The organism is Pseudomonas sp. IC_126, assembly GCF_004331835.1.
Classification (GTDB): Bacteria; Pseudomonadota; Gammaproteobacteria; order Pseudomonadales; family Pseudomonadaceae; genus Stutzerimonas.
The window spans coordinates 563,486-587,033 of the sequence record NZ_SJSS01000001.1 but is presented as its reverse complement, the minus strand read 5'-3'; the positions used below and the strand labels follow the sequence as shown (position 1 = coordinate 587,033).

Annotated in this window: 18 protein-coding genes and 1 pseudogene; 2 read left to right on the top strand and 17 right to left on the bottom strand. The window is 59.6% G+C overall.

Going from position 1 to position 23,548, the window contains the following annotated elements; genetic code table 11:
- Positions 1 to 66 precede the first annotated feature (66 nt).
- The 8 genes and pseudogenes from E0D86_RS02755 to leuC form a co-directional block, all read right to left on the bottom strand.
- Positions 67 to 690 carry a phosphoribosylanthranilate isomerase gene (locus E0D86_RS02755; protein ID WP_131648435.1) on the bottom strand — a complete coding sequence of 208 codons (624 nt, stop codon included), beginning with the start codon at positions 688 to 690 and terminating at the stop codon, positions 67 to 69.
- Positions 691 to 812: 122 nt separating this feature from the next.
- Positions 813 to 1,676 carry a tRNA pseudouridine(38-40) synthase TruA gene (gene truA / locus E0D86_RS02750; protein WP_131648434.1) on the bottom strand — a complete coding sequence of 288 codons (864 nt, stop codon included), beginning with the start codon at positions 1,674 to 1,676 and terminating at the stop codon, positions 813 to 815.
- A 2-nt stretch (positions 1,677 to 1,678) separates the two neighbouring features.
- Positions 1,679 to 4,414: a FimV/HubP family polar landmark protein gene (locus E0D86_RS02745; protein WP_131648433.1), complete on the bottom strand. Its 2,736-nt coding sequence runs from the start codon at positions 4,412 to 4,414 to the stop codon at positions 1,679 to 1,681.
- A 152-nt stretch (positions 4,415 to 4,566) separates the two neighbouring features.
- Positions 4,567 to 4,653, bottom strand: a pseudogene (locus E0D86_RS02740) (aspartate-semialdehyde dehydrogenase); the annotation flags it as partial.
- A gap of 377 nt (positions 4,654 to 5,030) precedes the next feature.
- The gene (asd, locus tag E0D86_RS02735) at positions 5,031 to 6,143 is read right to left on the bottom strand and encodes an aspartate-semialdehyde dehydrogenase (RefSeq protein ID WP_131648432.1); all 1,113 of its coding nucleotides are present in this window, start codon (positions 6,141 to 6,143) and stop codon (positions 5,031 to 5,033) included.
- A gap of 53 nt (positions 6,144 to 6,196) precedes the next feature.
- Complete coding sequence (gene leuB, locus E0D86_RS02730; protein WP_131648431.1) at positions 6,197 to 7,279, bottom strand: 3-isopropylmalate dehydrogenase; 1,083 nt, start codon at positions 7,277 to 7,279, stop codon at positions 6,197 to 6,199.
- 75 nt (positions 7,280 to 7,354) lie between these two features.
- Entirely contained in the window at positions 7,355 to 8,002 is a 648-nt protein-coding gene (gene leuD / locus E0D86_RS02725; RefSeq protein ID WP_131648430.1) for a 3-isopropylmalate dehydratase small subunit, read from the bottom strand.
- Between the two features lie 11 nt (positions 8,003 to 8,013).
- The gene (gene leuC / locus E0D86_RS02720; protein ID WP_131648429.1) at positions 8,014 to 9,441 is read right to left on the bottom strand and encodes a 3-isopropylmalate dehydratase large subunit; all 1,428 of its coding nucleotides are present in this window, start codon (positions 9,439 to 9,441) and stop codon (positions 8,014 to 8,016) included.
- 185 nt (positions 9,442 to 9,626) lie between these two features.
- Between leuC and E0D86_RS02715 the strand changes: the two genes are divergently transcribed.
- Together E0D86_RS02715 and E0D86_RS02710 are read left to right on the top strand one after the other, a co-directional pair.
- Positions 9,627 to 10,493 (top strand): LysR family transcriptional regulator, encoded by an 867-nt coding sequence (locus tag E0D86_RS02715; protein ID WP_131648428.1) that lies wholly within the window; start codon positions 9,627 to 9,629, stop codon positions 10,491 to 10,493.
- 125 nt (positions 10,494 to 10,618) lie between these two features.
- Positions 10,619 to 13,525 (top strand): EAL domain-containing protein, encoded by a 2,907-nt coding sequence (locus tag E0D86_RS02710; protein ID WP_131648427.1) that lies wholly within the window; start codon positions 10,619 to 10,621, stop codon positions 13,523 to 13,525.
- 173 nt (positions 13,526 to 13,698) lie between these two features.
- Here E0D86_RS02710 and E0D86_RS02705 read toward each other — a convergent pair whose 3' ends face one another.
- The 9 genes from E0D86_RS02705 to flgE form a co-directional block, all read right to left on the bottom strand.
- On the bottom strand, positions 13,699 to 14,013 hold the full coding sequence (locus tag E0D86_RS02705) for a helix-hairpin-helix domain-containing protein (protein WP_131648426.1): 315 nt from the start codon (positions 14,011 to 14,013) through the stop codon (positions 13,699 to 13,701).
- Between the two features lie 131 nt (positions 14,014 to 14,144).
- Positions 14,145 to 15,362 carry a flagellar hook-associated protein FlgL gene (flgL, locus tag E0D86_RS02700; protein ID WP_131648425.1) on the bottom strand — a complete coding sequence of 406 codons (1,218 nt, stop codon included), beginning with the start codon at positions 15,360 to 15,362 and terminating at the stop codon, positions 14,145 to 14,147.
- Between the two features lie 11 nt (positions 15,363 to 15,373).
- A complete protein-coding gene (gene flgK / locus E0D86_RS02695) occupies positions 15,374 to 17,392 on the bottom strand; it encodes a flagellar hook-associated protein FlgK (RefSeq protein WP_131648424.1) in 2,019 nt (672 codons plus the stop codon).
- Between the two features lie 2 nt (positions 17,393 to 17,394).
- Positions 17,395 to 18,585 (bottom strand): flagellar assembly peptidoglycan hydrolase FlgJ, encoded by a 1,191-nt coding sequence (flgJ, locus tag E0D86_RS02690; protein ID WP_131648423.1) that lies wholly within the window; start codon positions 18,583 to 18,585, stop codon positions 17,395 to 17,397.
- A 10-nt stretch (positions 18,586 to 18,595) separates the two neighbouring features.
- Positions 18,596 to 19,699, bottom strand: coding sequence for a flagellar basal body P-ring protein FlgI (locus tag E0D86_RS02685; RefSeq protein ID WP_131648422.1), 1,104 nt, complete (start codon positions 19,697 to 19,699; stop codon positions 18,596 to 18,598).
- Positions 19,700 to 19,712: 13 nt separating this feature from the next.
- Entirely contained in the window at positions 19,713 to 20,408 is a 696-nt protein-coding gene (gene flgH / locus E0D86_RS02680; RefSeq protein WP_131648421.1) for a flagellar basal body L-ring protein FlgH, read from the bottom strand.
- Positions 20,409 to 20,437: 29 nt separating this feature from the next.
- A complete protein-coding gene (gene flgG, locus E0D86_RS02675) occupies positions 20,438 to 21,223 on the bottom strand; it encodes a flagellar basal-body rod protein FlgG (protein ID WP_025241209.1) in 786 nt (261 codons plus the stop codon).
- Positions 21,224 to 21,268: 45 nt separating this feature from the next.
- Positions 21,269 to 22,009: a flagellar basal-body rod protein FlgF gene (gene flgF, locus E0D86_RS02670; protein WP_131648420.1), complete on the bottom strand. Its 741-nt coding sequence runs from the start codon at positions 22,007 to 22,009 to the stop codon at positions 21,269 to 21,271.
- Positions 22,010 to 22,200: 191 nt separating this feature from the next.
- Positions 22,201 to 23,526 carry a flagellar hook protein FlgE gene (gene flgE / locus E0D86_RS02665; RefSeq protein WP_131648419.1) on the bottom strand — a complete coding sequence of 442 codons (1,326 nt, stop codon included), beginning with the start codon at positions 23,524 to 23,526 and terminating at the stop codon, positions 22,201 to 22,203.
- Positions 23,527 to 23,548: the final 22 nt, after the last annotated feature.

The window sequence follows — 23,548 nt, the reverse complement described above, 5'->3', positions numbered from 1 at the left end:
TCGGTAACAGTGGCGAGGTTCGCCAAACCAGCGAATGGTAACTGGACGGTAATGACCCCGCGCTCGTCACATCGAAGATCTTACTGACCGAACGAAGTCCCGCACTTTCTGCGCATCTTTGACGCCCTTGCTCAGCTCTACTCCCCCACTCACGTCGACGGCGAACGGACGTACCTCGGCCAGCGCCTGACGAACATTTTGCGAAGTCAGCCCGCCAGCCAATATCAGTGGTTTGGGCAGATTTGCAGGGATCAGGGACCAATCGAACGCCTCGCCCGTCCCGCCAGGAACACCGGCAACAAAGGTATCGAGCAGAATTGCGCTAGCCCCAGCGTAGCGTGCGGCCTGCACCCGGACATCCTCACCCGCCTTGACTCTGAGCGCTTTGTACCACGGCCGATGAAAGCCTTCGCAGTCTGCCGGCGTTTCGTCACCATGAAATTGCAGAGCATCCAGCGGCACGGCATCCAACGTCTCATTGATTTCGCAACGCGATGCGTTGACGAACAAGCCTACGGTGGTGACGAAAGGCGGCAGAGCAGCAACGACGGCCCGCGCCTGCTGTATATTTACCGCGCGCGGGCTCTTCGCATAGAACACCAGGCCAATCGCATCCGCACCGGCTTCGGCAGCGACGAGCGCGTCCTCAACCCGGGTGATTCCACATATTTTGCTACGAACGATAGGCAACGGCAGGCACCTGCGATAAAAGACCCCGGATGGTAACAAAAGCGCTACAGGCTGCAACCCGCATCACTTTATCCTCCGTTTCCGAAGGATGACTCGTCACTTGTCCGGCCGCTGGCATCAGGTCAGATGACTCGCACATCCGGCAGGCCTGACAGGAAATGTGGCCCAAGATAGCGCTCAGGCAATTCGAACTGCTCGGGGTAATCTACCTGAACGAGATACAAGCCGTAGGGATGCGCGGTAACACCACCCGTTCGCCTTACACGCGACTCCAGCACTTCCCTCGCCCATTCGACCGGGCGCTCGCCCGCCCCGATGGTCATCAACACACCGGCAAAGTTCCGCACCATGTGGTGCAGAAAGGCATTGGCACGCACGTCGATCACGATCAGCCTGCCATACTCGAGCAGCTCCAGATGGTGAATGGTTTTGATCGGTGATTTCGCCTGGCACTGGCGCGCTCTGAAAGCACTGAAGTCGTGGGTTCCGACGAATGCTTTGGCCGCTTCGCGCATACGCGTGATATCCAATGGCCGGTGGTTCCAAGTCACCTCTTCGGCAAGATGAGCCGGGCGAATCTGGTCGTTGTAGATGACGTAGCGATAACGACGCGCCATGGCACTGAAGCGCGCGTCGAAGCTCTTGGGCATTTCTTTGGCCCAGGTCACACTGATATCACCTGGCAGATTCATGTTCGCGCCCATTACCCAGGCGTGCATGGAGCGCGTCACTGGAGTATCGAAATGCACCACCTGGGCGCAGGCATGAACGAGCGCATCGGTACGTCCGGCACAACTCAGCGTTATCGGGTGCCCGCCGGCCACCTTACTCAAGGCATTTTCCAGCGAGAGCTGAATTGACGGCACGCCATCGCGTTGCCGTTGAAACCCACGATAACGGGAGCCCTTGTATTCCACACCAAGGGCAATTCTGAAAACGCCAGCGGCAGCCGTTAGGGCTGCCGCTTCAGGTACTGCTTCGATCATGGTCAGGCTAGTTTGGCGAGCATCTCTCGCGCCTCTTGCTGCTGGGTATCGCTGCCCTCGTTCATGACCTCATCGAGGATATCGCGAGCGCCTTCGGCATCACCCATATCGATATAGGCGCGGGCAAGGTCCAGCTTGGTGGTGGTTTCATCGGTGTCAGCGAAGAAATCGAAATCATCGTCAAGCCCCTCCGAGGTTGACTCGGCCTCAAGCGCGGCCTCCGGCTCCGATAGGTCGAGCGGCTCGCCCATGTCTCGCGACAAGGCTTCAGACTCAGTTTCGGCCTCGTCGAACTCGGAGATAGACGTTTCGGATACCGCTCCGCCGCTGGTCTCGTCAGAGACCGACAGATCGAATTCATCCGGCATGTCCGCAGACTGGACTTGATCGGCGAGCTGGAAATCAAACTCCTCGGCAGCAGGCTCGCCCGTTACTGGCTTCGACAGTTCTTCGTCGAGGTCTAACAGCACATCGTCATCGGCAGTAGAAGCTTTCGGCTGATCGTCAAGATCGAGCGAGAAACCGGCAAGTTCGGCTTCAAGGGATTGCATATCCGCTTCGGACGATTTGTCCAGGTCAAATTCGAAATCGTCAGCGGCCTGCTCCTGCGCAGCGGCGTCAAGATTGAGGTCATCGAAATTGAGCTCGTCAAGCTCCCCTGAGGCCTCGCCAGACGGGGCTACGGCTGTTTCAGTCAGGTCATCATCAAGCTCAAGATCGTCCAGACTCAGGTCAAAGGCGTCATCCGACATCTGCTCAGCAGTCGTTGCCGAAGCCGGTTCGTCAAGTTGGAGATCATCCAGGCTGAAGCTCTCGAAGTCATTGGTGCTTGTCGCGGCGGTTGCCGCAGCGAAGCCAGCTGCTGAAGCCATTGCCGGATAACGGAGCTTCGTTTGTTCAATTGCGTCCAACGAGCCGCCGATTTCGCGGAGCTCCGCCTCTTGCCGAGCGAAACCATCCCGATCACCAAGTTCGGCATAGACTTCCATCAGCTTCAATCGCAGGTCACTGCGCTGCGGCTCATCGTTCAATGCATTCTGCAGCAGGTCGGCAGCCTGATTAAAACGTCCGTAAGCGATGTAGATATCGGCCTCGGCCAAAGGGTCGTTGGTAGCGGCAGCGAGCGAGTCAGCCGAATGTTCGCCGCTGTCTTTAACGGTCGACTCCACAGCGGACGAATCGAGATCCTGCTGCGCCATGTAGAACGTGTCAGGTGAACTATCGGCAAGCAGGCTTTCCTGCAGTTCAGCTTCCTTCAAAGCGTTGCGGCGTGACAACGCCATCAGCCCGACCAGCAATAGCAAAAGGGCTCCGCCACCCAAGGCGCCGAGGAGAATGGGATTGGCCAACAGCTCGTCGACGTAGCTATCAGCTTCAGGCTCTTGTACCGCTGGGGCCGATGCTGCCGGAGCCGGTGTGACCGGCGCCTGTGCAGCCGGCTCCGCATCTACCGCTGCTTCTCCCTGGGTCGCTGCTGGGGCTACGACCTCAGCACCAGCAACTTCGGGCTCGGCATTGGTTTCTGTTACCGCTTCGGACGTTTCCGGCGCGACGTTAGCGTTTGAATCAATTTCACCAGTCGAAGGCAGTGCGGATGTCGCATCGCCTCCCGGCTCGACCCCCGCTGCCAGTTGAGCCTGTAGTTTGGCTAACTGGTCGTCCTTGAGCTGCATCAGGCGCTGCAGCTTGTCGAGTTGACCCTGAAGATCGTTGAGACGGTCCTTGAGATCCAGATTTTCGCGACGACTGGAATCAAGACTTTCCTCGGAAACCGCGAGCTTGTCACGCAAGGCCTGAGCATCGGCTCCGCTTCCAGTATCACTGCCGGCTGTGGCTTCGCCGGCTTCCGGTGCGACCAAGCGCAGATTATCGCCCTGCTCGCTACGCGATGGTGCCGCTCCCACTGAATCACGCTGGGTCGCATCTAGCTGGCGTGTGCCTGCTGCGCCAGAGACGGCAGCCTGACGCCAACTTGCGTTCTGTTGCGCGACTTGCTGAATCGCCTCGGCTTGTGACCGGCTACCGATTTGCTCGGCATTCGGTAGGCGAAGCACCTGACCATTCTTCATTCGGTTGATGTTGCCAGCGATGAAAGCGTCAGGGTTCAGGTCTTGAATGGCCAGCATGGCCTGATGAACGGTGCCCCCTTGGCGGGCGCGCTCGGCAACTTCCCACAGCGTGTCATTGGGGGTGACTTTGTATTGCTCACCTTGCAGCGCGGAAGCGCCGGCAGGCGCTGGTGCAGGCCGCGTTGCGACTCGCGGCGCCGTCTCGGACCGAACGATTGGCGCTGCAATAGGCAACTGAGGGGCAACGGAAGCAGCAATTTCCGGCGAATAAAGCGGCGGGTCCAGCAGGAGCGTGTATTCGCGCAGCAGCCGACCGTTGGGCCAGAGCACCTCAATGAGGAAGTTCAAGTAAGGTTCGCGAACCGGCTTGGTCGATGAAACCCGGATAACGCTCTTGCCATCAGGGCGCAAAACCGGGGTAAAGGTCAGGTCCGTCAGGAAATACTGGCGGTCAACACCCGCCCGATTGAAATCTTCCGCAGATGCCAGAACCGGGACCACTTCACCCGGCGCCAGTGTTTTCGCATCCAACAATTCGATTTCAGCCACCAGCGGTTGATTCAGTGCCGACTTCAGCGTGACCTCTCCCAGCCCCAGCGCGTACGCCATTTCGGAAGTCAGCGCGGTAGCAGCCGCGATTGCCAGCACCAGATTGCGAACCCGAACCATTATGTAATCCCTTGTTTTTTAACTTTTCTCGGATCTTCGAGAAGGGTCTTATAGACGCTGCCCGTGCCCGCCAGATGGCGGCCCCCCGTCAGCGATAAGCCTAAACAGCGCAGCTAGCTAGAATAGTTATTCGAATTGCCGGTAAGTATCTTTTACAGATAGTGTTTTATCAATAACTCACCAGACCGCACGGCATTGCCCGCCACGCCTTTTGCCACGTTATCAGACACAATCCACAATTCGCGTTCTCCTGCTTCGACGAAGCTGCAGCCTGCTCGCGAACCGGTAACCCTTGTACTTCATTGCGAACAAGACGCTCAACGAAACAATGCGAAACCCTGGCCGTGTAGTTATTAAGCAATATCTATCGGCCCGCCACCTAAATATGGAAACGAAAAACACAGTCCTTAACCGCGTCGATACCCACACATGGTGAGCCGTTCCGAAGGGCGTCACTGTAGCCGAAGCAGATCGTCCCGCTGCGAGGTTAAGCCTAGATCCGACGAACGCGCCATGCAGAGCCTTCGCTGCAGAGCGCTCAGCTAGACAGCTTCGACCGGATAAAAAAAGCGCCGCGGCTGTGCCGAGGCGCTTCGGGTGTTTCCTTCCTTGCGGTTTAGCGCTCCAGAAGGATGCGCAACATCCGCCGCAAGGGTTCCGCGGCGCCCCAGAGAAGCTGGTCGCCGACGGTAAAGGCGCCTAGGTAATGGGAACCCATGTTCAGCTTGCGTAAACGACCGACAGGTACGTTCAACGTGCCGGTCACCGAGGTCGGACTGAGCTCCTGCATGCTGGCGTCCCGATGATTCGGAACCAGCTTCACCCAGGGGTTGTGTTGGCTAATCATGCCCTCGATGTCCGAGATCGGCACATCCTTGTTCAGCTTGATGGTCAGCGCCTGGCTATGGCAGCGCATGGCGCCGACGCGCACGCAGATGCCATCGACCGGAATCGGACTCTTGAAGCGACCGAGGATCTTGTTGGTTTCAGCCTGCGCCTTCCACTCTTCACGGCTCTGCCCGTTGGGCAGCTCCTTGTCGATGTAGGGGATCAGGCTGCCCGCCAGCGGCACGCCGAAGTTATCTACCGGGAAGGATTCGGAACGCTGGCACTCTGCGACCTTGCGGTCGATCTCCAGAATAGCGCTGGCCGGATCGGCAAGTTCATCGGCAACCGCAGCATTGATGGTGCCCATCTGCTTGATCAGTTCGCGCATGTTCTGCGCACCGGCGCCGGATGCCGCCTGGTAGGTCATGGCGCTCATCCACTCGACCAGACCGTTCTCGAACAGGCCGCCGAGTCCCATCAGCATTAGGCTGACGGTGCAGTTGCCACCAATATAGTTGCGAGTGCCGGCATCGAGCTGCTGGTCGATCACCTTGCGGTTGACCGGGTCCAGCACGATGACCGCATCGTCCTGCATGCGCAGGGCGGAGGCAGCGTCGATCCAGTACCCATTCCAGCCGGCTTCGCGCAGCTTGGGGAATACTTCATTAGTGTAATCGCCACCCTGACAGGTCAGGATCACGTCGAGGCTTTTCAGCTCATCGATGCTGTAGGCATCCTTGAGCGGCGCGATGTCCTTGCCGATCGAAGGCCCCTGACCGCCTACATTGGAAGTGGTAAAGAACACCGGCTCGATCAGGTCGAAGTCCCGCTCTTCCAGCATCCGCTGCATGAGCACGGAGCCGACCATGCCGCGCCAACCGATCAGACCTACACGTTTCATCGAACTACACCTATATATAAAGTGGCCCACCCGCTTGAAGGCGGGCCAAGAGATTACAACTTCGCGAGCGCCGCGACTACCGCATCGCCCATCGCCTGGGTGCCGACCTTGCTACAGCCCTCGGACCAGATGTCGCCGGTGCGCAGGCCTTGGTCGAGCACGTCGCTGACCGCTCGCTCGATGGCATCGGCCGCCACCACCTGATTAAAGCTGTAGCGCAGCATCATCGATACCGAAAGGATGGTCGCCAGCGGGTTGGCGATGCCCTTGCCGGCGATGTCCGGCGCCGAGCCATGGCAAGGCTCGTACATGCCCTTGTTGCTGGCATCCAGCGACGCCGACGGCAGCATGCCGATGGAGCCGGTGAGCATGGAAGCCTCATCCGACAGAATGTCGCCGAACATGTTGTCCGTAACGATCACGTCGAACTGCTTGGGCGCGCGGACCAGTTGCATGGCCGCGTTGTCGACGTACATGTGCGACAGTTCGACCTCGGGGTAGTCCTTGGCGACCTCCTCGACCACGACCCGCCACAACTGGCTGGAGGCCAGCACGTTAGCCTTGTCCACCGAGCAGAGCTTCTTGTTGCGGACCATGGCCATGTCGAAACCGACCTTGGCAATACGGCGAATTTCGCTCTCGCTGTAAGGCAACGTGTCGTAGGCCATGCGCTCGCCGTTCTCCAACACTTTGCTTTCGCGCGGCTGGCCGAAATAGATGCCGCCGGTCAGCTCGCGCACGATAAGGATATCCAGACCAGCAACGATCCCCGGCTTGAGGCTGGACGCGTCAGCCAGTTGCGGATACAGCAGCGCCGGACGCAGGTTGCCGAACAGGCCCAGCTGCGAACGGATTTTCAGCAGCCCGCGCTCCGGGCGGATGGCCGGTTCAATCTTGTCCCACTTGGGACCGCCGACGGCGCCGAGCAGAATGGCGTCGGCGGCACGCGCGCGCCCCAGGGTTTCATCGGCCAGCGGTACGCCGTACTTATCAATGGCAGCGCCACCCAGCTCGTCATAACTCAACTCGAAACCCAGCTGAAACTTATCGTTCGCCAACTGCAGCACCTTGACCGCCTCGGCCATGATTTCCGGGCCGATACCATCGCCGGGCAATACCAGAATCTTTTTCGACATTTCCATTCCTTCAGATAAGCGCTCATGGTGGGCTGAAGCCCACCCTACTTTTATTCTTGCGGCTTGCCGCTGCTGTTATTTGATCGCGCCGAACAGCCAGGGCTGGCTCTGCTGATGCCTGGCTTCGAATACCTTGATCGCGTCGGCATCCTGTAGCGTCAGGCCGATGTCGTCCAGACCGTTGAGCAGGCAATGCTTGCGGAAGGCGTCGACCTCAAAGCCGTACTGCTTGCCATCCGGGCGCGTGACGGTCTGCTCGGCCAGATCAACGGTGAGTTGGTAGCCCTCGTTGGCCTCGGCCTGTTCGAACAGTTCGTCCATCTCGGATTCGGTCAGGATGATCGGCAGCAGACCGTTCTTGAAGCTGTTGTTGTAGAAGATGTCGGCGAAACTCGGTGCGATGATTGCGCGGAAGCCGTACTCTTCAAGCGCCCAGGGCGCATGTTCGCGAGAGGAGCCGCAGCCGAAATTCTCACGTACAAGCAGCACGCTGGCGCCCCGATAGCGCGGGAAGTTCAGCACGAAATCGTGATTGACCGGACGCTGTGAACAATCCTGGTTCGGCTGGCCAACATCCAGATAGCGCCACTCATCGAACAAATTCGGACCGAAACCGGTGCGCTTGATCGACTTCAGGAACTGCTTGGGAATGATCTGATCGGTATCGACGTTGGCACGATCGAGCGGACAGACCAGGCCGGTGTGTTGGGTGAATGCTTTCATGTTTCGCCTCCTCAGGCCTGGAGCAGTTCGCGCACGTCGATGAAACGGCCGGTCACAGCGGCTGCCGCGGCCATGGCCGGGCTGACCAGATGAGTGCGGCCACCAGCCCCCTGGCGCCCCTCGAAGTTGCGGTTGGACGTGGACGCGCAATGCTCGCCGCTGCCCAGCTTATCCGGGTTCATCGCCAGACACATCGAGCAACCCGGCTCGCGCCACTCGAAACCGGCTTCGAGGAAAATCTTATCCAGCCCTTCCGATTCCGCCTGCTGCTTGACCAGGCCCGAACCCGGCACCACCATCGCCTGCTTGACGGTCGCGGCGACCTTGCGCCCCTTGGCCACTTCGGCAGCAGCGCGCAGGTCTTCGATGCGCGAGTTGGTGCAGGAGCCGATGAAAACGCGATCCAGCTGGATATCGGTGATCGGCTGGTTGGCGCGCAGGCCCATATATTTCAGCGCGCGCTCGATGGAGTCGCGCTTGACCGGGTCGGCTTCGACTGCGGGGTCCGGCACCTGTTGATCGACCGCCAGGACCATTTCCGGCGACGTGCCCCAGCTCACCTGCGGCTTGATGTCCTCGGCTTTCAGCTCGACGACAGTGTCGAACACCGCGTCCTCGTCAGATACCAGATCTTTCCAGGCCTCGACTGCCTTGTCCCAGTCCGTGCCTTTCGGCGCATAAGGGCGACCCTCGACATAGGCGACGGTTTTCTCGTCACAGGCCACCATGCCCACGCGAGCGCCAGCTTCGATGGACATGTTGCAGAGGGTCATGCGGCCTTCCATGGACAATTCGCGGATGGCGCTACCGGCGAATTCCAGCGCGTGGCCGTTGCCGCCAGCGGTGCCGATCTTGCCGATCACGGCGAGCACGATGTCCTTTGCGGTGACGCCGAACGGCAGTTTGCCTTCAACGCGCACCTGCATGTTCTTCATCTTCTTGGCCACCAGGCACTGCGTGGCGAGCACATGCTCGACCTCGGAAGTGCCGATGCCGTGGGCCAGCGCACCGAAGGCGCCATGGGTGGACGTATGCGAATCGCCGCAGACCACGGTCATGCCCGGCAGGGTCGCGCCCTGCTCCGGGCCGATGACATGCACGATGCCCTGGCGGATATCGTTCATCTTGAATTCGAGAATGCCGAAGTCATCGCAGTTCTCGTCCAGAGTCTGCACCTGAATGCGCGAGACCTCGTCGGTGATGGCTTCCAAGCCGCCCTGGCGCTCGCCCTTGGTGGTCGGCACATTGTGGTCCGGGGTGGCGATGTTGGCGTCGATACGCCACGGTTTGCGCCCGGCCAGACGCAACCCTTCGAACGCCTGCGGCGAAGTCACTTCATGGAGAATGTGACGGTCGATATAGATCAGCGACGAGCCATCGTCGCGACGCTTGACCTCATGCATTTCCCAGAGTTTGTCGTAGAGCGTTTTGCCGGCCATCGGACTCTTCCTCATCAGTTCTGCGGGCAAATAGCCCTTTCGCTTATGGGGAGATGCTAGGGGGTTGCGTTTAATTACTCAAATTCATATTTTTTATCTAACGCATTCCTCGCAGGAATCTCACGAACATTAAGTCGAGTGGGCCGGGCGGCCCACTACGGTCATTTAACGCCTTGGAAAAATACATGGATCTAGCCAGCCTCAACGCCTTCATCGCCATTGCTGAAACCGGCAGCTTCTCTTTGGCAGGAGAGCGCCTGCACCTGACTCAACCGGCGGTGAGCAAGCGTCTCGCCGCGCTGGAGTCGCAGCTCGATGTGCGCCTGTTCGATCGTTTGGGACGGGAGATTGGGCTCACCGAAGCCGGCCGAGCCCTGTTGCCCCGTGCCTACCGAATCCTCAATGTACTGGATGACACCCGCCGCGCATTGGCTAATCTCAACGGTGAAGTCAGCGGTCGCCTGTGTCTGGCGACCAGTCATCACATCGGCCTGCATCGCCTGCCGCCGTTGCTGAGGAGCTTCACTCGTGCCTATCCCGACGTGAACCTGGACATCCGCTTCCTGGATTCAGAAGTTGCCTACGAAGAGGTTCTTCATGGTCGTGCCGAACTGGCCGTGATTACGCTGGCGCCACACACAACTGCGCCGATCCGCGCCAGCAAGGTATGGGACGATCCGCTGGATTTCGTCGTCGCCCCGGAGCATCCGCTGGCACAAAAACAGCAGATAACCTTGGCCGACGTGGCCGACTACCCCGCCGTATTTCCAGGCGGCAACACCTTCACCCACCATATCGCTCAACGGCTGTTCGAGCGCGAGAATCTCAGACCGAACATTACGATGAGCACCAATTATATGGAGACGATCAAAATGATGGTCTCCATTGGCATCGCCTGGAGCGTGCTGCCCCGCACCATGCTCGATGAACAGGTGGTGCGTCTGCCGCTGCCTGGGGTTCAACTAACGAGGGAGCTCGGCTACATAACCCATACCGAGCGCACCCTGTCGAACGCAGCCAAGGCCTTCATGTCTTTGCTGGATGCAGGCTGACGCACTTGCACCTTGCCATCTGCTACGGATAAGTTCGGGACATAACAACAAGAGCACCATAATCATGAGCAGCACCGGTTATCGGCTGATCCGTCACCTTCCCACTTGCCCGGCGGAAACCATTCATGCGACCGCCTGAATCCCTGATCGGTGTCAGCGCCAGCGAAGCGGCAATGCCCTGGCGGGATGCGACCCGCCTATTATCGGTACTCGACGCCGCAGGACTTGGCGTTTGGTCGTGGGACTTGCAGCGCGGCATCGTCCACTGGTCGCTCGGCACAGGGCGGCTGTTTGGTCTCAGTGAACCGCTCACTCAGATTACTCAGGACGAGTATCTGAATCTGATCGCTGCCGAAGATCGGCTTCATCTCACAACCGTCGCCCGCTCCGTACTGTCGGGCGACAGGTCGCGCTTCAGTGTTCGTCACCGGGTGCGCTGGCCAGACTCAAGCGTGCACTGGATGGAGATCGATGGGCAGCTGCAGGACAACGGCACCAGCTCACCGATGCTGGTGGGCATCGTCCGCGACATTACCGCTCAGCACACTCAGGCCCAGGCCTTCGAAGACAGCCAGGAGCGCCTGGAACTGGCGCTGGCCTCAGCAGAGCTGGGCAACTGGGAATGGCACATCCCAAGCGACCGGCTCTATGCTTCGAGCCGCGCTTCTGAATTGCAGGGCATCATCGACGGTCCGTTCGATGGTTCGTTCCGGGAGTTTTTTCGCAGCGTCGCAGCCAATGACCGACAGACCATGCGCGAGGCTTACAGCGATCTGCTAGCCGGGCGGCGCCAAAGCTATCAGACGACCTATCAGGCAGTACATCCGAACGGTACCGTCCGGCATCTGGAAACCACTGCCAAGCTGTACCGTGACGAGCACGGCGTGCCGTTGCGGATGGCCGGAATCATTATCGACGCCACGGAGCGGGTCCTGCGCGAACAGCACCTGGCCGCGTCCGAAGCCAGATTTTCCGCCTTGTTCCAAGGCAGTCCCGACCCCATTTCCCTTTCCCGTATCCGCGACGGCACCTTCATTGATGTCAATCCCAGCTTCAGCGCTGTATTCGGCTGGGAAGGCAGCGATATCGTTGGGCGTTCGGCTCCGGACATACATTTCTGGCGCGACGAGAAACAGCGGCAGTCGCTCTATCAACGGCTGACTCGTGACCAACGCCTGGACGACGCCGAAGCGCAATTTCGCACCAGGGCTGGACAGTACATCACATGCGTGGTCTCCAGCCGCTTCATTCGAATCGACCGACGACTGTGCATCGTGACGACTTTCCGCGACATCACCGAGCGCCAGCAGGCCGAAGCAGCCTTGAAAGCCAGCGAGGCCAAGTTCGCTAGAGCATTCCATTCAAGCCCCGACGCCATCATCATCAGCGAACGAGCCACCGGTCGCTTCATAGAGGTTAACGAAGGTTTTCACCGTCTCTCCGGCTACCGTCCGGAAGAAGCCATTGGCCGTACATCCACCGAACTGGGCATCTGGTCGGACTCGCAGCGCAAGGACATCCTCGAACGGCTGGAGCGTGACGGCCGCGTCGCCAACTGGGAAATGGTTGGCCAGGATCGTCACAGCGACCCTAAACACATCGAGGTGTCAGTCGAACCGATCGAACTCAACGACACCGACTGCCTGTTGATATCGGCGCGAGACGTCAGCCAGCTGAAGGCGGCGCATGCGCAGATCCATCACTTGGCATATCACGACCCGCTGACCAACCTTCCCAACCGGGCCCTGCTGATGGATCGTCTGGTACAGCAGATCGCGCTACACAAGCGCCATGACCTGCGAGGCGCCATGCTGTTTTTAGATCTGGATCATTTCAAGCACATCAACGATTCGCTTGGGCATCCGGTCGGCGATGCTGTCCTGAAGATGATTACGGCTCGCCTCGAAGCCAGCATCCGCCAGGAAGACACCGTCGCGCGCCTAGGGGGCGATGAGTTCGTCGTCCTGTTGACAGGACTGAGCGGCAGGCGCTCGGAGGTGACGCGCCATGTACGTCAGATTGCCGAAAAACTGCGGACCCTGCTCGCCGAGCCCATGACATTCGAAGGCAACCGGCTGCACGTCACCCCGAGCATCGGTATTGCCCTTCTGCCGGACCATGGCGACACGCCCGCCGATCTCCTGAAGCGAGCCGACATTGCGCTCTACGGGGCCAAAGCAGCCGGGCGCAATGCCATCCAATTGTTTCGCACTACGATGCAGCAAGCCGCAAGCGCACGCCTGCAGCTGGAGAGCGAGCTACGGTTGGCGCTGCAGCGCAACGAATTCGAGTTACAGCTGCAACCCCAAGTGGATGCACGCTCGGGTTCGGTGATCGGCGCTGAAGTTCTGTTGCGCTGGAATCACCCGGAGCACGGCCCGCGCTCGCCCGCTCAGTTCATTGATGTGCTGGAAGAAAACGGCCTGATCGTCGAAGTCGGCGACTGGATCATCACACAAGCCAGCCGCATCGGCGCTTCGCTGTTGGCCGCGGGACTGGTGCACCCCGACACCTTCAGCCTTTGCGTCAACATCAGCCCGCGTCAGTTCCGTCAGAACGAGTTCGTCGAACGCACCCTCAATGCGCTGAAGGCCACCGGGGTTCCGCATAGGATGATCAAGCTTGAGATCACCGAAGGTATTGTGATCCAGAACCTGGACGACACCATTGCCAAGATGCGCCGCCTTTGCCGACACGGCATCAGCTTCGCCATGGACGATTTCGGCACTGGCTATTCATCGCTCACCTATCTGAAACGATTGCCGGTGGATTTGCTCAAGATAGATCAGTCATTTGTACGAGACGCGCTGGATGCGCCCAACGACGCCGAGATCATCCGCGCTATCGTCGCGATGGCTAGAAGTCTCGGGCTTGAGGTGATCGCCGAAGGGGTCGAGCAGCAGGCGCAGCTAGACTTGCTGCAACTGCAGGGCTGTCACCTGTATCAGGGTTATCTGTTCAGCCGTCCGCTGCCCCTCGACGAGTTCAGCAGGCTTCTGACAGGTTCCGACACGAACGATGGCGGCGGCTAATAGGCAGCGAAACGGCTAGGCATATTATGTGAGCGCAGCGACTGCCCTTCGCGCTGATCGGGCAGGATCGGGCAGGAACGATAGCCCGTAAACAAAAGCCCTGGCACAGGCCAGGGCTTTGTCAGCGTACTGAAGCCAGCGGAACACACCGGCTTAGAAATGAGCTCACCTGATCAGTTCAGGCTCAACTTGGCGCGGTTCTTTTCCAGGGTAGCGGCACCAATCCCTTTGACTTCCAGCAACTCATCGACCGAGCCGAACGGGCCATGGGCTTCACGGTACGCGATGATGGCCTTGGCCTTTGTTGCACCGATGCCTTTGAGTTCGCGGGTCAGGGTTTCGGCATCGGCCGAATTAAGATTGATTGTTGCCGTTTGAGCTACGGCTACTTCTGCTGCTGCAACGGGTTCAGTCTGGGCTGCATGGCCGCCAATGGAAACGCTGGCGAGCAGTGCGAAGAGTGCTGCGGAGAGAAAAGACTTGGTCATGATTCACGTCCCTTTGAGTGTTGGTTTTTGACCGGCGCGGTACTCCATGCGCCGCCGGGACACTTTATGCCGCAACAATGCCAAGTCAAATCGGCGCGCTGGTTCTGTGAACCACGCCCGCCAGGTCGCGCTTAACGCATCACATTGAACAGGCTAAGCCCGGAAATTTTCACGTAGCTCTGCTGGGCCGCTTCTAGAATGACCGTTTGCATCGACAGCCGCGACAACGCCTCGGCGTAGTCCAGTTCGCGCAGTTCCGCCTGGACGCCTTTGTTGACCAGCGCGACGTCTTCGTTGTCGGTCAGGGTGGTGTCGATGGTATTTAACCGTGCGCCAATATTGCCGCGCGCCGCGTCGACACTGACCATGCCGTGGTCGAGGTTGGTCAAGGCGACTGCGACCGCGTCGCGGACGCCGGTGTTGCCGGTCGATGGATCTTCCAGAGCCTTGCGGAGGTTAGCAATCGTATCGAGAACTCCTTGTTTAGGACTCTCACTTTCGGGAATCGTAATTACCTCGCCGGCAGTCGGCTCGCCTGAGATATAAAGAGTCACTCCGCCAACTACCAGCTTGTTTTCCTTTTCTCCGTCACTGTCCAAACTACCAGTGCTAAGGACGTTCCCGCTGGCGTCGGCCACGCTATAGTTCCGCTCGTTCGGACTCGCGCTGAACGTGATTTCCAACCCCCCAATGCCGGCAAAAGCGACCTCATCACTAACCAGCGCGTCTGAAACATTCAACGTCGAAGCCGCCTGGTCAGATACCGCAGCGCCAAGACGTCCAGCGTTGGTTACGTTCTCGAAAATGGACTTGCCGTTATCGCTGATCGGAACACTCAACGAACTGGCAATCTGCAACTTCCGCTGCCCCTCGTCACCCTGATAGCTGTAGCTACCATCCGTGCCCCTGACAAAGGGCTGCGTCTTGCCCTGAAATCCTGAGAACAAATACTCACCGCGCGCATTGCGCGTATTCATCAGCGACAGCAGCTCATCCTCGCGCTCACCCAGCTCGGCAGCGATGGCTTTGCGGTCCTGCGGGTCTAGCGCACCGTTACCGGCCTGAACCGCCAGCTCGCGGACACGCTGCAGCACGGTATTGACCGAGTTCAGCGTCACTTCTTCCTGAGTCAGGCTGTTCTTCGCAGCCGTCAGATTGGAGTTGTACTGGCCAAGCACGTTCTGCTGTTGCTCCAGCTGCAGCAGGCGTACCGAGGCAACCGGATCGTCCGCAGGCGTAAGGATGCGGTTGCCGGTGCTGATCTGCTCCTGGGTGCGCGTAGCGTTGGCGTAGTTTCGCTGGATGCCGGTCACGCCGTTATTGAATGCTTGCAAGGTCGAGATGCGCATGGGCGGGCCTGTTACCTGAAGGTGCTGATCAATGTATCGAACATGGTGCGCGCAACTTGAATGATCTGGGCCGAGGCGTTGTAGTACTGCTCGAACTTGATTAGGTTGGCGGCTTCCTCGTCGAGGTTCACGGCCGAGAGCGAGTCCCGGTTGTCGGTCGCCTGCTTGAGGATCGCACCCGTCGCTTCGCTGTCCATGCGAGCCTGAGCGGTCAGCGTGCCGACCCGCTCTACCAGCTCGCCGTAGCCATCGGTGAAGCTGGAGCCCGACCCGACAACAGCGCCATCGACCCCGATCGTCTGCTTTGTTTGCAGATCCACCAGCTTTAATGCGTTGCGGTTGTCCGATACGCCGCTCTGGTTGAAGTTGAGCGAGAAACTGTCATTCGCCTGTGGTCGTCCGTTGATAGTGAAATCAAACTGATAAACCTCTCCCGATGCTGCCGTATAAGCCAGCCGAACGGTGTTGCTATTACCGGATTGAAGCGTCGGAGTCGCTGGATTGCCGCTGCCATCGACAAGAGAATTGCCATTTTCATCCACGTATGACCAGTTGCCTGTAGCGGCGGACAACGTGAAGGTGCCGTCTGCGTTGACGGTTGCAGCTAGATTCAACCCACTGCCGAACGCTGTTTTCAGTTCGGCAGGGTCGATAGGCGAAGGCGCGGAAACCATGTCCGGCTGGCCAATCGCTCCGGTACCGCCGTTTTGCAAACTGCTTTCCGCACGCACTGCCGCAGCGAAGGCGAGCTGATCAGCCTGATCGAGCACTGCGCCGATTTCAGAGGCGCCGCGCCGAGTCGGCATGATCAATACCTTGTCACCCTCGCCGAGCGACGAATCGATCCGATGTAAGTTAAAACCCAATCCAGGCACTTCGGTACCGAACGTTTGACCCTCGATCCAGCGCCCACCCACCGGACGAATTCGATAACTGTCGCCCGCGCCGATTTCTATCTCGTAGTCACTAGCAGCAAGCGACGAGGTGTTAGTGATCTCGACATTTATCCCCGTCGGATAACTGCGCTTATCGACCAGATCGGCCGCATTGATATCTTTGAACAGGCCGACGCCAACGTTGCCCTTCAAATCCAGCCCCTGTCCCAGCTGGGCATTGACCTGATCACTCACAGCCAACGCCAGCTGCCCCAGCGAATTGAGCGTGGGGTCCAGCACTTCCTGGCGATAGCGAATCAGCCCACCCAGCTCGCCGCCGGTAATCTGCGACGTAATCCCCTGGCGCGAGCCGCCGCTGACAAACTGGATCTCGTGACGGTTGGGATCGCCCTGCCCCGGCACGATTTCCAGCCGGCTGACGGCGCTTCCGACGACTAGGGGCTGACCAGTACCGACCGAGATATTGAAGCTATTGTCGTCCTGCGGCGTTACGGTGACGCCGATGTAGGTCGATAACTGACGCACCGCCTCGTCGCGTGCGTCGAGAAGGTCATTGGGTTGTTTGCCGTTGGCCGAAGCTGTCGCGATGGCTTGGTTCAAGCTACCGATGCTGCCGGCCAGACGATTGATCTGATCGGTGACCGCAGCCATCTGCTTGTTGGTGAAGTTGTTCTGTTCGGTCAGCCGGTCGGAAACGGTATTGAATCGGCGCGCCAGCCCCTCAGCCTCCGCCAGTACCAACTGACGTGCCGGAATGTTGGCGGGATCTTCCGCTGCCGTTTGCAGTGCCGAGAAAAACTTCTGCAGCGAGGGCGTGATGCCGGTCGTGCTGCCTGCCAGCAGAGAATCGAGCTGGTCGATCTGGCTTTTGTAGGCTTCGACGTCGCTGCTCAGCGAAGTGCTGCTGCGCAACTGACTGGTCAGGAACTCGCTGTACGTCCTGCGGATTTCCACCAGCGTGGTGCCCGAGCCGACATAACCCGCCCCGCTGAATTGAGGGGTCCGGGTTGCCTGGGATGCATCCTGGCGGCTATAGCCGGGAGTATTGACGTTGCTTATGTTGTGGCCGGTGATCGACAGCTGGCTCTTGCTCGCACTCAAGCCCGACAGGCCAATATTCAGTAGGTCAGCCATGATTAGCCTCTAGTCCGCACGGCGGGCGCTGAACTCGCGTCAGCGATCGTCTGGTAGGTCTGCACTTTGCGAGCGATCTGATTGATCTTGTTCGCATATTGCGGGTCGGTCGCGTAACCGGCCCGCTGTAATTCGTTGACGAAGCGCTCCGAGTTACCGGTGGTGCTAGCAACCTGAATAGCCGGCTGGTAGCGGTCGTTGTTTTCGAGCAGCCGAACGTAATCGTTGAAGCTCTGTTCGAACGAGTCGTAAGCCCGGAACCCCGCGACTTGCTTGGTCGCCTTGCCATTGATGTACTCGGTTGTGGTGACCTTCGCCGACTCACCTTGCCAACCCGTGGCTTTGATGCCGAACAGGTTGTGGCTGTTGCTGCCATCTTTCTGACGAATCATCGACTTGCCCCAGCCGGTTTCCAGCGCAGCCTGCGCCACCAGGAAGCGCGGCTCTACGCCGAGTCGCTTGGCGGCTTTCTCCGCCATGGGCAGCATGGTCGCGATGAATTCGGCCGGTGAGTTGAAACGCGTCTTGCTCGGCGCGCTAGGTGCCGTCGCCTCGACGCCATTGACGATCAACGGCGCGTCTTGAGGTGCGGCGAACGCCGTCGCGGGCTGCCAGTCGAGATTCACCAACGGCTGCGGCTTGCCGGCCTGTTGGGCGTCGGCTCCGTTCTTTGCAACCTCGACAGGTGCGGTCTCTGCCGACGGGCGCTCGGCAAGCTTGCCCGGCAGCGCCAGTCGGCGTTGATTCAGCAGCTGCGAGTCATTTCGCGTCGGCGCAATGGCGGCGCCAGGGCTGCTCGTCGCCTTTGCGCCTTCGGTCTGCCCAACCTGAGCGAAGGGATTGGACTTCTCGCTGGGCTCCTGCTGCTTGCTCAGCTGACGGATCAGCACGTCAGCCAGGCCAATACCGCCGCCTTCCTTGGAAAGCGTGACCGACAGCTGCTGGTCGTGCATGTCCTGATACTGCTTGCTGGCCTGGCTGTTGAAGGGATTGTCCTTGGACATCACCTCGGTGGCCGAACGCATCGACTTGAGCATCTCGTTCATGAACAGGGACTCGAACTCCTGCGCAACCTTGCGCACGTTCTCCGCGCCGTCACGGTCCTTGCCAACCTTGAGCTGATTCAGCCGATTCAGGTCGGAATAGCTGCCGCTATCAGGTGTGCGCCGGCCAAGCCCCAGTCGATTTTCCATGTCCCGGTCCTCAGATCACGATCAGGTCGGCTTGCAAAGCGCCTGCTTGCTTGAGCGCTTCGAGGATAGCCATCAGGTCGCTGGGCGCGGCGCCCACCTGATTCACCGCTCGCACGATCTCATCAAGCGTGGTCCCCGGACCGAACTTGAACATCGGCTTGGCCTCCTGCTCCGCCTTGACGTTGGAGTTGGGCACCACCACCGTCTGGCCGTCCGACAGCGGGTTCGGCTGGCTGACTTGCGGGTCTTCGGAGATGGTCACGGTCAGGCTGCCATGGGTAACTGCCGCCGGCTGCACACGAACGTTCTGGCCGATCACGATGGTGCCGGTGCGCGAGTTGATGATCACCTTGGCCACCGCCTGGCCAACGTCGACTTCGAGGTTTTCCAGGATCGATAGATAGTCGACGCGCTGGCTCGGGTCCAGAGGTGCGGTGATGCTGATCGAGCCGCCATCGAGCGCCTGGGCCACGCCCGGGCCGAGCAGTTCGTTGATGTGATCGACGATGTTCTTGGCGGTGGTGAAATCTGGGCGATTGAGGTTCATCGTCAGGGTGTTGCCCTGATTGAACGCGCTCGGCACCGGCCGCTCGACCGTCGCGCCGTTCGGAATGCGGCCTGCGGATGGAATGTTCACGGTAATGCGCGAACCGTCCGCGCCGCCGGCATCAAAACCACCCACCACCAAGTTGCCCTGGGCAATGGCGTAGACGTTGCCGTCGATACCCTTGAGCGGCGCCATCAACAGGCTGCCGCCGCGCAGGCTCTTGGCGTTACCGATCGACGAAACGGTGATATCGATGGTCTGGCCCGGCTTGGCGAAGGGCGGCAGATCGGCATGAATGGACACGGCCGCGACGTTCTTCAGCTGAACGTTGCCACCTGCCGGCACCTTGATGCCGAACTGCGCCATCATGTTGTTGAACGTCTGCACCGTGAACGGCGTCTGGGTGGTCTGGTCGCCACTGCCATTGAGGCCGACCACCAGGCCGTATCCGATCAACTGGTTGCTACGAACACCTTGAATGGTGGCGATGTCCTTGAGCCGCTCGGCTTGGGCCGGAACGGCTACCAGGCACAGCAAGGCAACTACGAATGAGCTGAACAGTTTCATTGCCTGCACCTGCTTAGAACGGCCACAACGGGCTGATGAAGAAACGATCCAGCCAACCGGGCTGACTGGCATCAGCGAAGGCGCCGGTGCCGGAATAGGTGATGCGGGCATCGGCGATACGGGTCGACGGCACGGTGTTGTCGGTGGCGATGTCGTCCGCGCGCACCAGGCCGGCAATGCGCACCAGCTCATCGCCCGTGTTGAGTGTCATCCACTTCTCACCGCGAATCGCCAGGATGCCGTTTGGCAGCACGTCGGACACCGTGACGGTGATCGAGCCGGACAGGCTGTTGCTCTGCCCTGCCTGGCCGGAGCCGGAAGTATCACGCGCCGCGTCGTACTCGGCGCCCAGGTTCATGGCGTTGCCGGTCAACGGGTTGGCCATCGATACGGCGCCGCCAAACAGCGAGCCGAGCCCGATATTGGCGCTGCTCTCCTTGGATATCTGCGAATTGGCATTCTTGCTCGCCTGGGTCCGCTCGTTGAGCGTGATGGTGATGATGTCACCGACCCGATGGGCCTTCCGATCGTCGTACAGATTGGTTTCGAAACCCGCCTGATAGATGGCGCCGTTGTTTTGCGCAGCCGGCAGCGGCGTACGCGGCAGGACCGGCGCGTAGTACGGGTCATTGGGCTTCGGGGCTGGCGCCACGCAACCGGTCAGAACCACAGCGGACATCAGCGGAAGAACAATCAACAAGCGGCGCATATTCACCTCAATCCAGCGGCTGACAGCTGTTACAGCTGCTGGGTAACGAAGGACAGCATCTGATCGGCCGTGGAGATGACTTTCGAGTTCATCTCGTAGGCGCGCTGAGTGGTGATCATGTTCACCAGCTCCTCGACGACACTGACGTTGGAGTTTTCCAGAGTGTTCTGCAGCACCGTGCCCAGTCCGTTCAGGCCGGGCGTGCTGACCTGCGGCGCACCGCTTGCGGCGGTTTCCAGGAACAGGTTGCTACCCATGGCCTGCAGGCCTGCCGGGTTGACGAAGTCGGCGGTCTGCAGGTTGCCGATGATTTGCGGCGCCGGGTTGCCGAGTGTGGTAACCGAGACGGTGCCGTCCTCGCCGACCGTGAAGGTCTGGGTTTCCGGCGGTACGACAATTGCCGGCTCCAGCGCATAGCCGTTGGAGGTCACGATCTGGCCGTCGGCGTTCAGATGGAAGCTACCGTCACGCGAGTAGGACACGGTGCCGTCGGGCAGCAGCACTTGGAAGAAGCCGCGGCCATTGATCGCCATGTCGAGCGGCTGCTCGGTAGTCTGCAGGCTGCCGGCAGTGAACTGCTTCTGCGTGCCGACGATGCGAACACCGGTACCCAGCTGTAGGCCGGACGGAAGCTCGCTGTCCTGGGTCGACTGGCCACCTGGCTGCCGACGGATCTGATACAGCAGATCCTGGAATTCGGCGCGGTCTTTCTTGAAGCCCGTGGTGGAAACGTTGGCCAGGTTGTTGGAAATGGTCGTCAGGTTCATGTCCTGGGCGGACAAACCCGTCTTACTCACCCACAGTGCTGGAAGCATGTTCTTCTCCTCGTGCGCCGGTATTCGGGCGCAGCGCGTTGTTTACTAGCTGAGTTGCAAGACTCGGGCCGCAGCGGCACTGTCTTCTTCGGCGGTACGCATCATTTTCACGTGAAGCTCGAACTGCCGGGACAGCGCCAGCATCGATGTCATCTCCGCCACCGCGTTGACGTTGCTCGCCTCGAGAAAACCGGACGTCACGCGTACCGCGGCGTCAGCCTCGACGGGCTGGCCGTCCTTCATCCGGATCAAACCATCGGTGCCCTTTTCCAACTGCTTTGGATCGGGGTTGACGAGCTTGAGACGGTCGACCGTCACCACCACATTCGGATCTTCTCCGAGCGCACGAATGCTGATGGACCCGTCGGCGCCGATCTCCACTTTCTCTTCCGGCGGCACGGCAATCGGCCCGGCATTGCCGAGCACCGGCAAACCGTCGCCGGTGCGCAGCATGCCGAGCGTGTCGATATTCAGGCTGCCGGTACGGGCATAGGCCTCGCTGCCGTCGGGCGCTTGCACCGCGATCCAGCCCTCGCCCTCGACCGCCACGTCCAGATCTCGACCCGTTTCCTGCAACGTGCCGGCACTGAAATCCGTGCCTGGACGCTCGGTCATGGCATAGACGCGTGCCGGAAAACTGTCGCCGAACACCTGCATTGAACGCGCTTGCTCAAAGTCACGACGGAAGCCGGTAGTCGAGATATTCGCCAGGTTGTTGGCATGTGCCTGCTGGGCGCGAGCGTTCTGGCTCGCACCCGTCATGGCCACATAGAGCATCTTGTCCATCGAACCTCCGAGACGCGTGAATTGACGCTTACCGTTCCATACGTCTTCGAAAGCAATGGGCATGCCAAAAGGCGAAGCGACTATTAAGTCGCTGATTCAAAAGGATTATCAAAAAAGAAAAGGCCCCGAAGGGCCTTTGGATAGACGGAGCGGCAGAATTCCGCCATGTAGCGGGCTGCTGCCGCGGCTCATCAACGCAAATTGATGATTGTCTGGGTGATCGCGCTTTCGGTTTCAATCGTCTTGGCATTCGCCTGGTAATTGCGCTGCGCCACGATCAGGTTGACCAGCTGGTCCGACAGCTCGACGTTGGAATCTTCGAGCGCGCCGGCTTGCAACGATCCCAGCGTGCCGCTGCCAGGCGGGTTACGAACCGGCTCGCCGGATTCGAAGGATTGCACCCACTGGGTCTTGCCTACCGGAGTCAACCCCTGAACGTTAGCGAAGTTGGCCAGGATGATCTGGCCCTGCACTTTGGATTGGCCGTTGGTATAGCGAGCAAAGATCTCACCTGTTTCCCCAATCTCAAGGCCGGCAAGCTCGCCCGTGGTATAGCCGTCCTGACTTACGCTATTAACCGCAAACGCGCTGGCGTACTGGGTGGAGCCACGCATATCCAACGTCATGTTCAATCCGCCCGCAGGCGCCGCATTGTTCAGTGACCAAGTACCGTCACTGTTCTGGATGGCAGGCTGCCAGCCGTTAAGCGCCATGCTGCCGTCAGCCGGGGTGATCAAACTGCCAGAAGGGCTGAACTCAAGCGTTACTGAAGCTGGCTCGGTGCCGCTCCAAGCAGCTACTGGCGGGACGGCAGACGGATCGCCCGGTGTGGCGATAGGCATTGCTGGGTTACGCCCATCAATCAGTACGTTCATTTGCCAGGAGTTAGACGTGGGCGATTTAACGAAGTACTGCGTCATGACATGAGCATTGCCTTGCTCGTCATAGATGTTGGTCGAGGTCGACGAGTTATAGGTCAGCGGATCTGCCGGATTGAATGGCGTATTGACCGGCTGGGTATTGGTCGAATTCAGGTTGAAACCTTGGGCGATTGTCGTCGTCGCCTTAGGCTCCTGGCTGGCCGTCTGGATCTGCAGGTCGCTCACACGCCCTGTCTGGATATTGCCATTACCGTCGACCGAGTAACCCTGAAGGTTGTAGCCGAAGTTATCGACCAGATTGCCCTCTTTATCCGTTCCGAAATAACCGGCGCGGGTATAGCTCAGCGCACCGTTATTGCTGACCTGAAAGAACCCGTTGCCATTGATCGCCAGGTCCAGCGCATTCTGCGTGTAGTTGATGTTGCCCTGGTTGAATTGCTGCGACACGTTCGCAAGCAACACGCCGCTGCCCTGGGGATTCTTACCAGTTCCGAGTACGGACGAGGCATACACATCCGCAAACTCTGCACGTGACTGCTTGAAGCCAGCAGTTCCGGCGTTAGCGATGTTGTTACCTGTAACGTTGAGGTCTTTGCTGGCGGCACGCATGCCGCTAAGGCCGATATTGAACGACATGAATTGCTCCTGTTACCGGGTG

What these genes read in the sequence shown, in the direction of transcription:
- truA (WP_131648434.1), bottom strand. Translation starts at nt 1,676, where the DNA reads ATGATCGAAGCAGTACCTGAAGCGGCAGCCCTAACGGCTGCCGCTGGC.
- E0D86_RS02745 (WP_131648433.1), bottom strand. Translation starts at nt 4,414, where the DNA reads ATGGTTCGGGTTCGCAATCTGGTGCTGGCAATCGCGGCTGCTACCGCG.
- asd (WP_131648432.1), bottom strand. Translation starts at nt 6,143, where the DNA reads ATGAAACGTGTAGGTCTGATCGGTTGGCGCGGCATGGTCGGCTCCGTG.
- leuB (WP_131648431.1), bottom strand. Translation starts at nt 7,279, where the DNA reads ATGTCGAAAAAGATTCTGGTATTGCCCGGCGATGGTATCGGCCCGGAA.
- leuD (WP_131648430.1), bottom strand. Translation starts at nt 8,002, where the DNA reads ATGAAAGCATTCACCCAACACACCGGCCTGGTCTGTCCGCTCGATCGT.
- leuC (WP_131648429.1), bottom strand. Translation starts at nt 9,441, where the DNA reads ATGGCCGGCAAAACGCTCTACGACAAACTCTGGGAAATGCATGAGGTC.
- E0D86_RS02715 (WP_131648428.1), top strand. Translation starts at nt 9,627, where the DNA reads ATGGATCTAGCCAGCCTCAACGCCTTCATCGCCATTGCTGAAACCGGC.
- E0D86_RS02710 (WP_131648427.1), top strand. Translation starts at nt 10,619, where the DNA reads ATGCGACCGCCTGAATCCCTGATCGGTGTCAGCGCCAGCGAAGCGGCA.
- E0D86_RS02705 (WP_131648426.1), bottom strand. Translation starts at nt 14,013, where the DNA reads ATGACCAAGTCTTTTCTCTCCGCAGCACTCTTCGCACTGCTCGCCAGC.
- flgL (WP_131648425.1), bottom strand. Translation starts at nt 15,362, where the DNA reads ATGCGCATCTCGACCTTGCAAGCATTCAATAACGGCGTGACCGGCATC.
- flgK (WP_131648424.1), bottom strand. Translation starts at nt 17,392, where the DNA reads ATGGCTGACCTACTGAATATTGGCCTGTCGGGCTTGAGTGCGAGCAAG.
- flgJ (WP_131648423.1), bottom strand. Translation starts at nt 18,585, where the DNA reads ATGGAAAATCGACTGGGGCTTGGCCGGCGCACACCTGATAGCGGCAGC.
- E0D86_RS02685 (WP_131648422.1), bottom strand. Translation starts at nt 19,699, where the DNA reads ATGAAACTGTTCAGCTCATTCGTAGTTGCCTTGCTGTGCCTGGTAGCC.
- flgH (WP_131648421.1), bottom strand. Translation starts at nt 20,408, where the DNA reads ATGCGCCGCTTGTTGATTGTTCTTCCGCTGATGTCCGCTGTGGTTCTG.
- flgG (WP_025241209.1), bottom strand. Translation starts at nt 21,223, where the DNA reads ATGCTTCCAGCACTGTGGGTGAGTAAGACGGGTTTGTCCGCCCAGGAC.
- flgF (WP_131648420.1), bottom strand. Translation starts at nt 22,009, where the DNA reads ATGGACAAGATGCTCTATGTGGCCATGACGGGTGCGAGCCAGAACGCT.
- flgE (WP_131648419.1), bottom strand. Translation starts at nt 23,526, where the DNA reads ATGTCGTTCAATATCGGCCTTAGCGGCATGCGTGCCGCCAGCAAAGAC.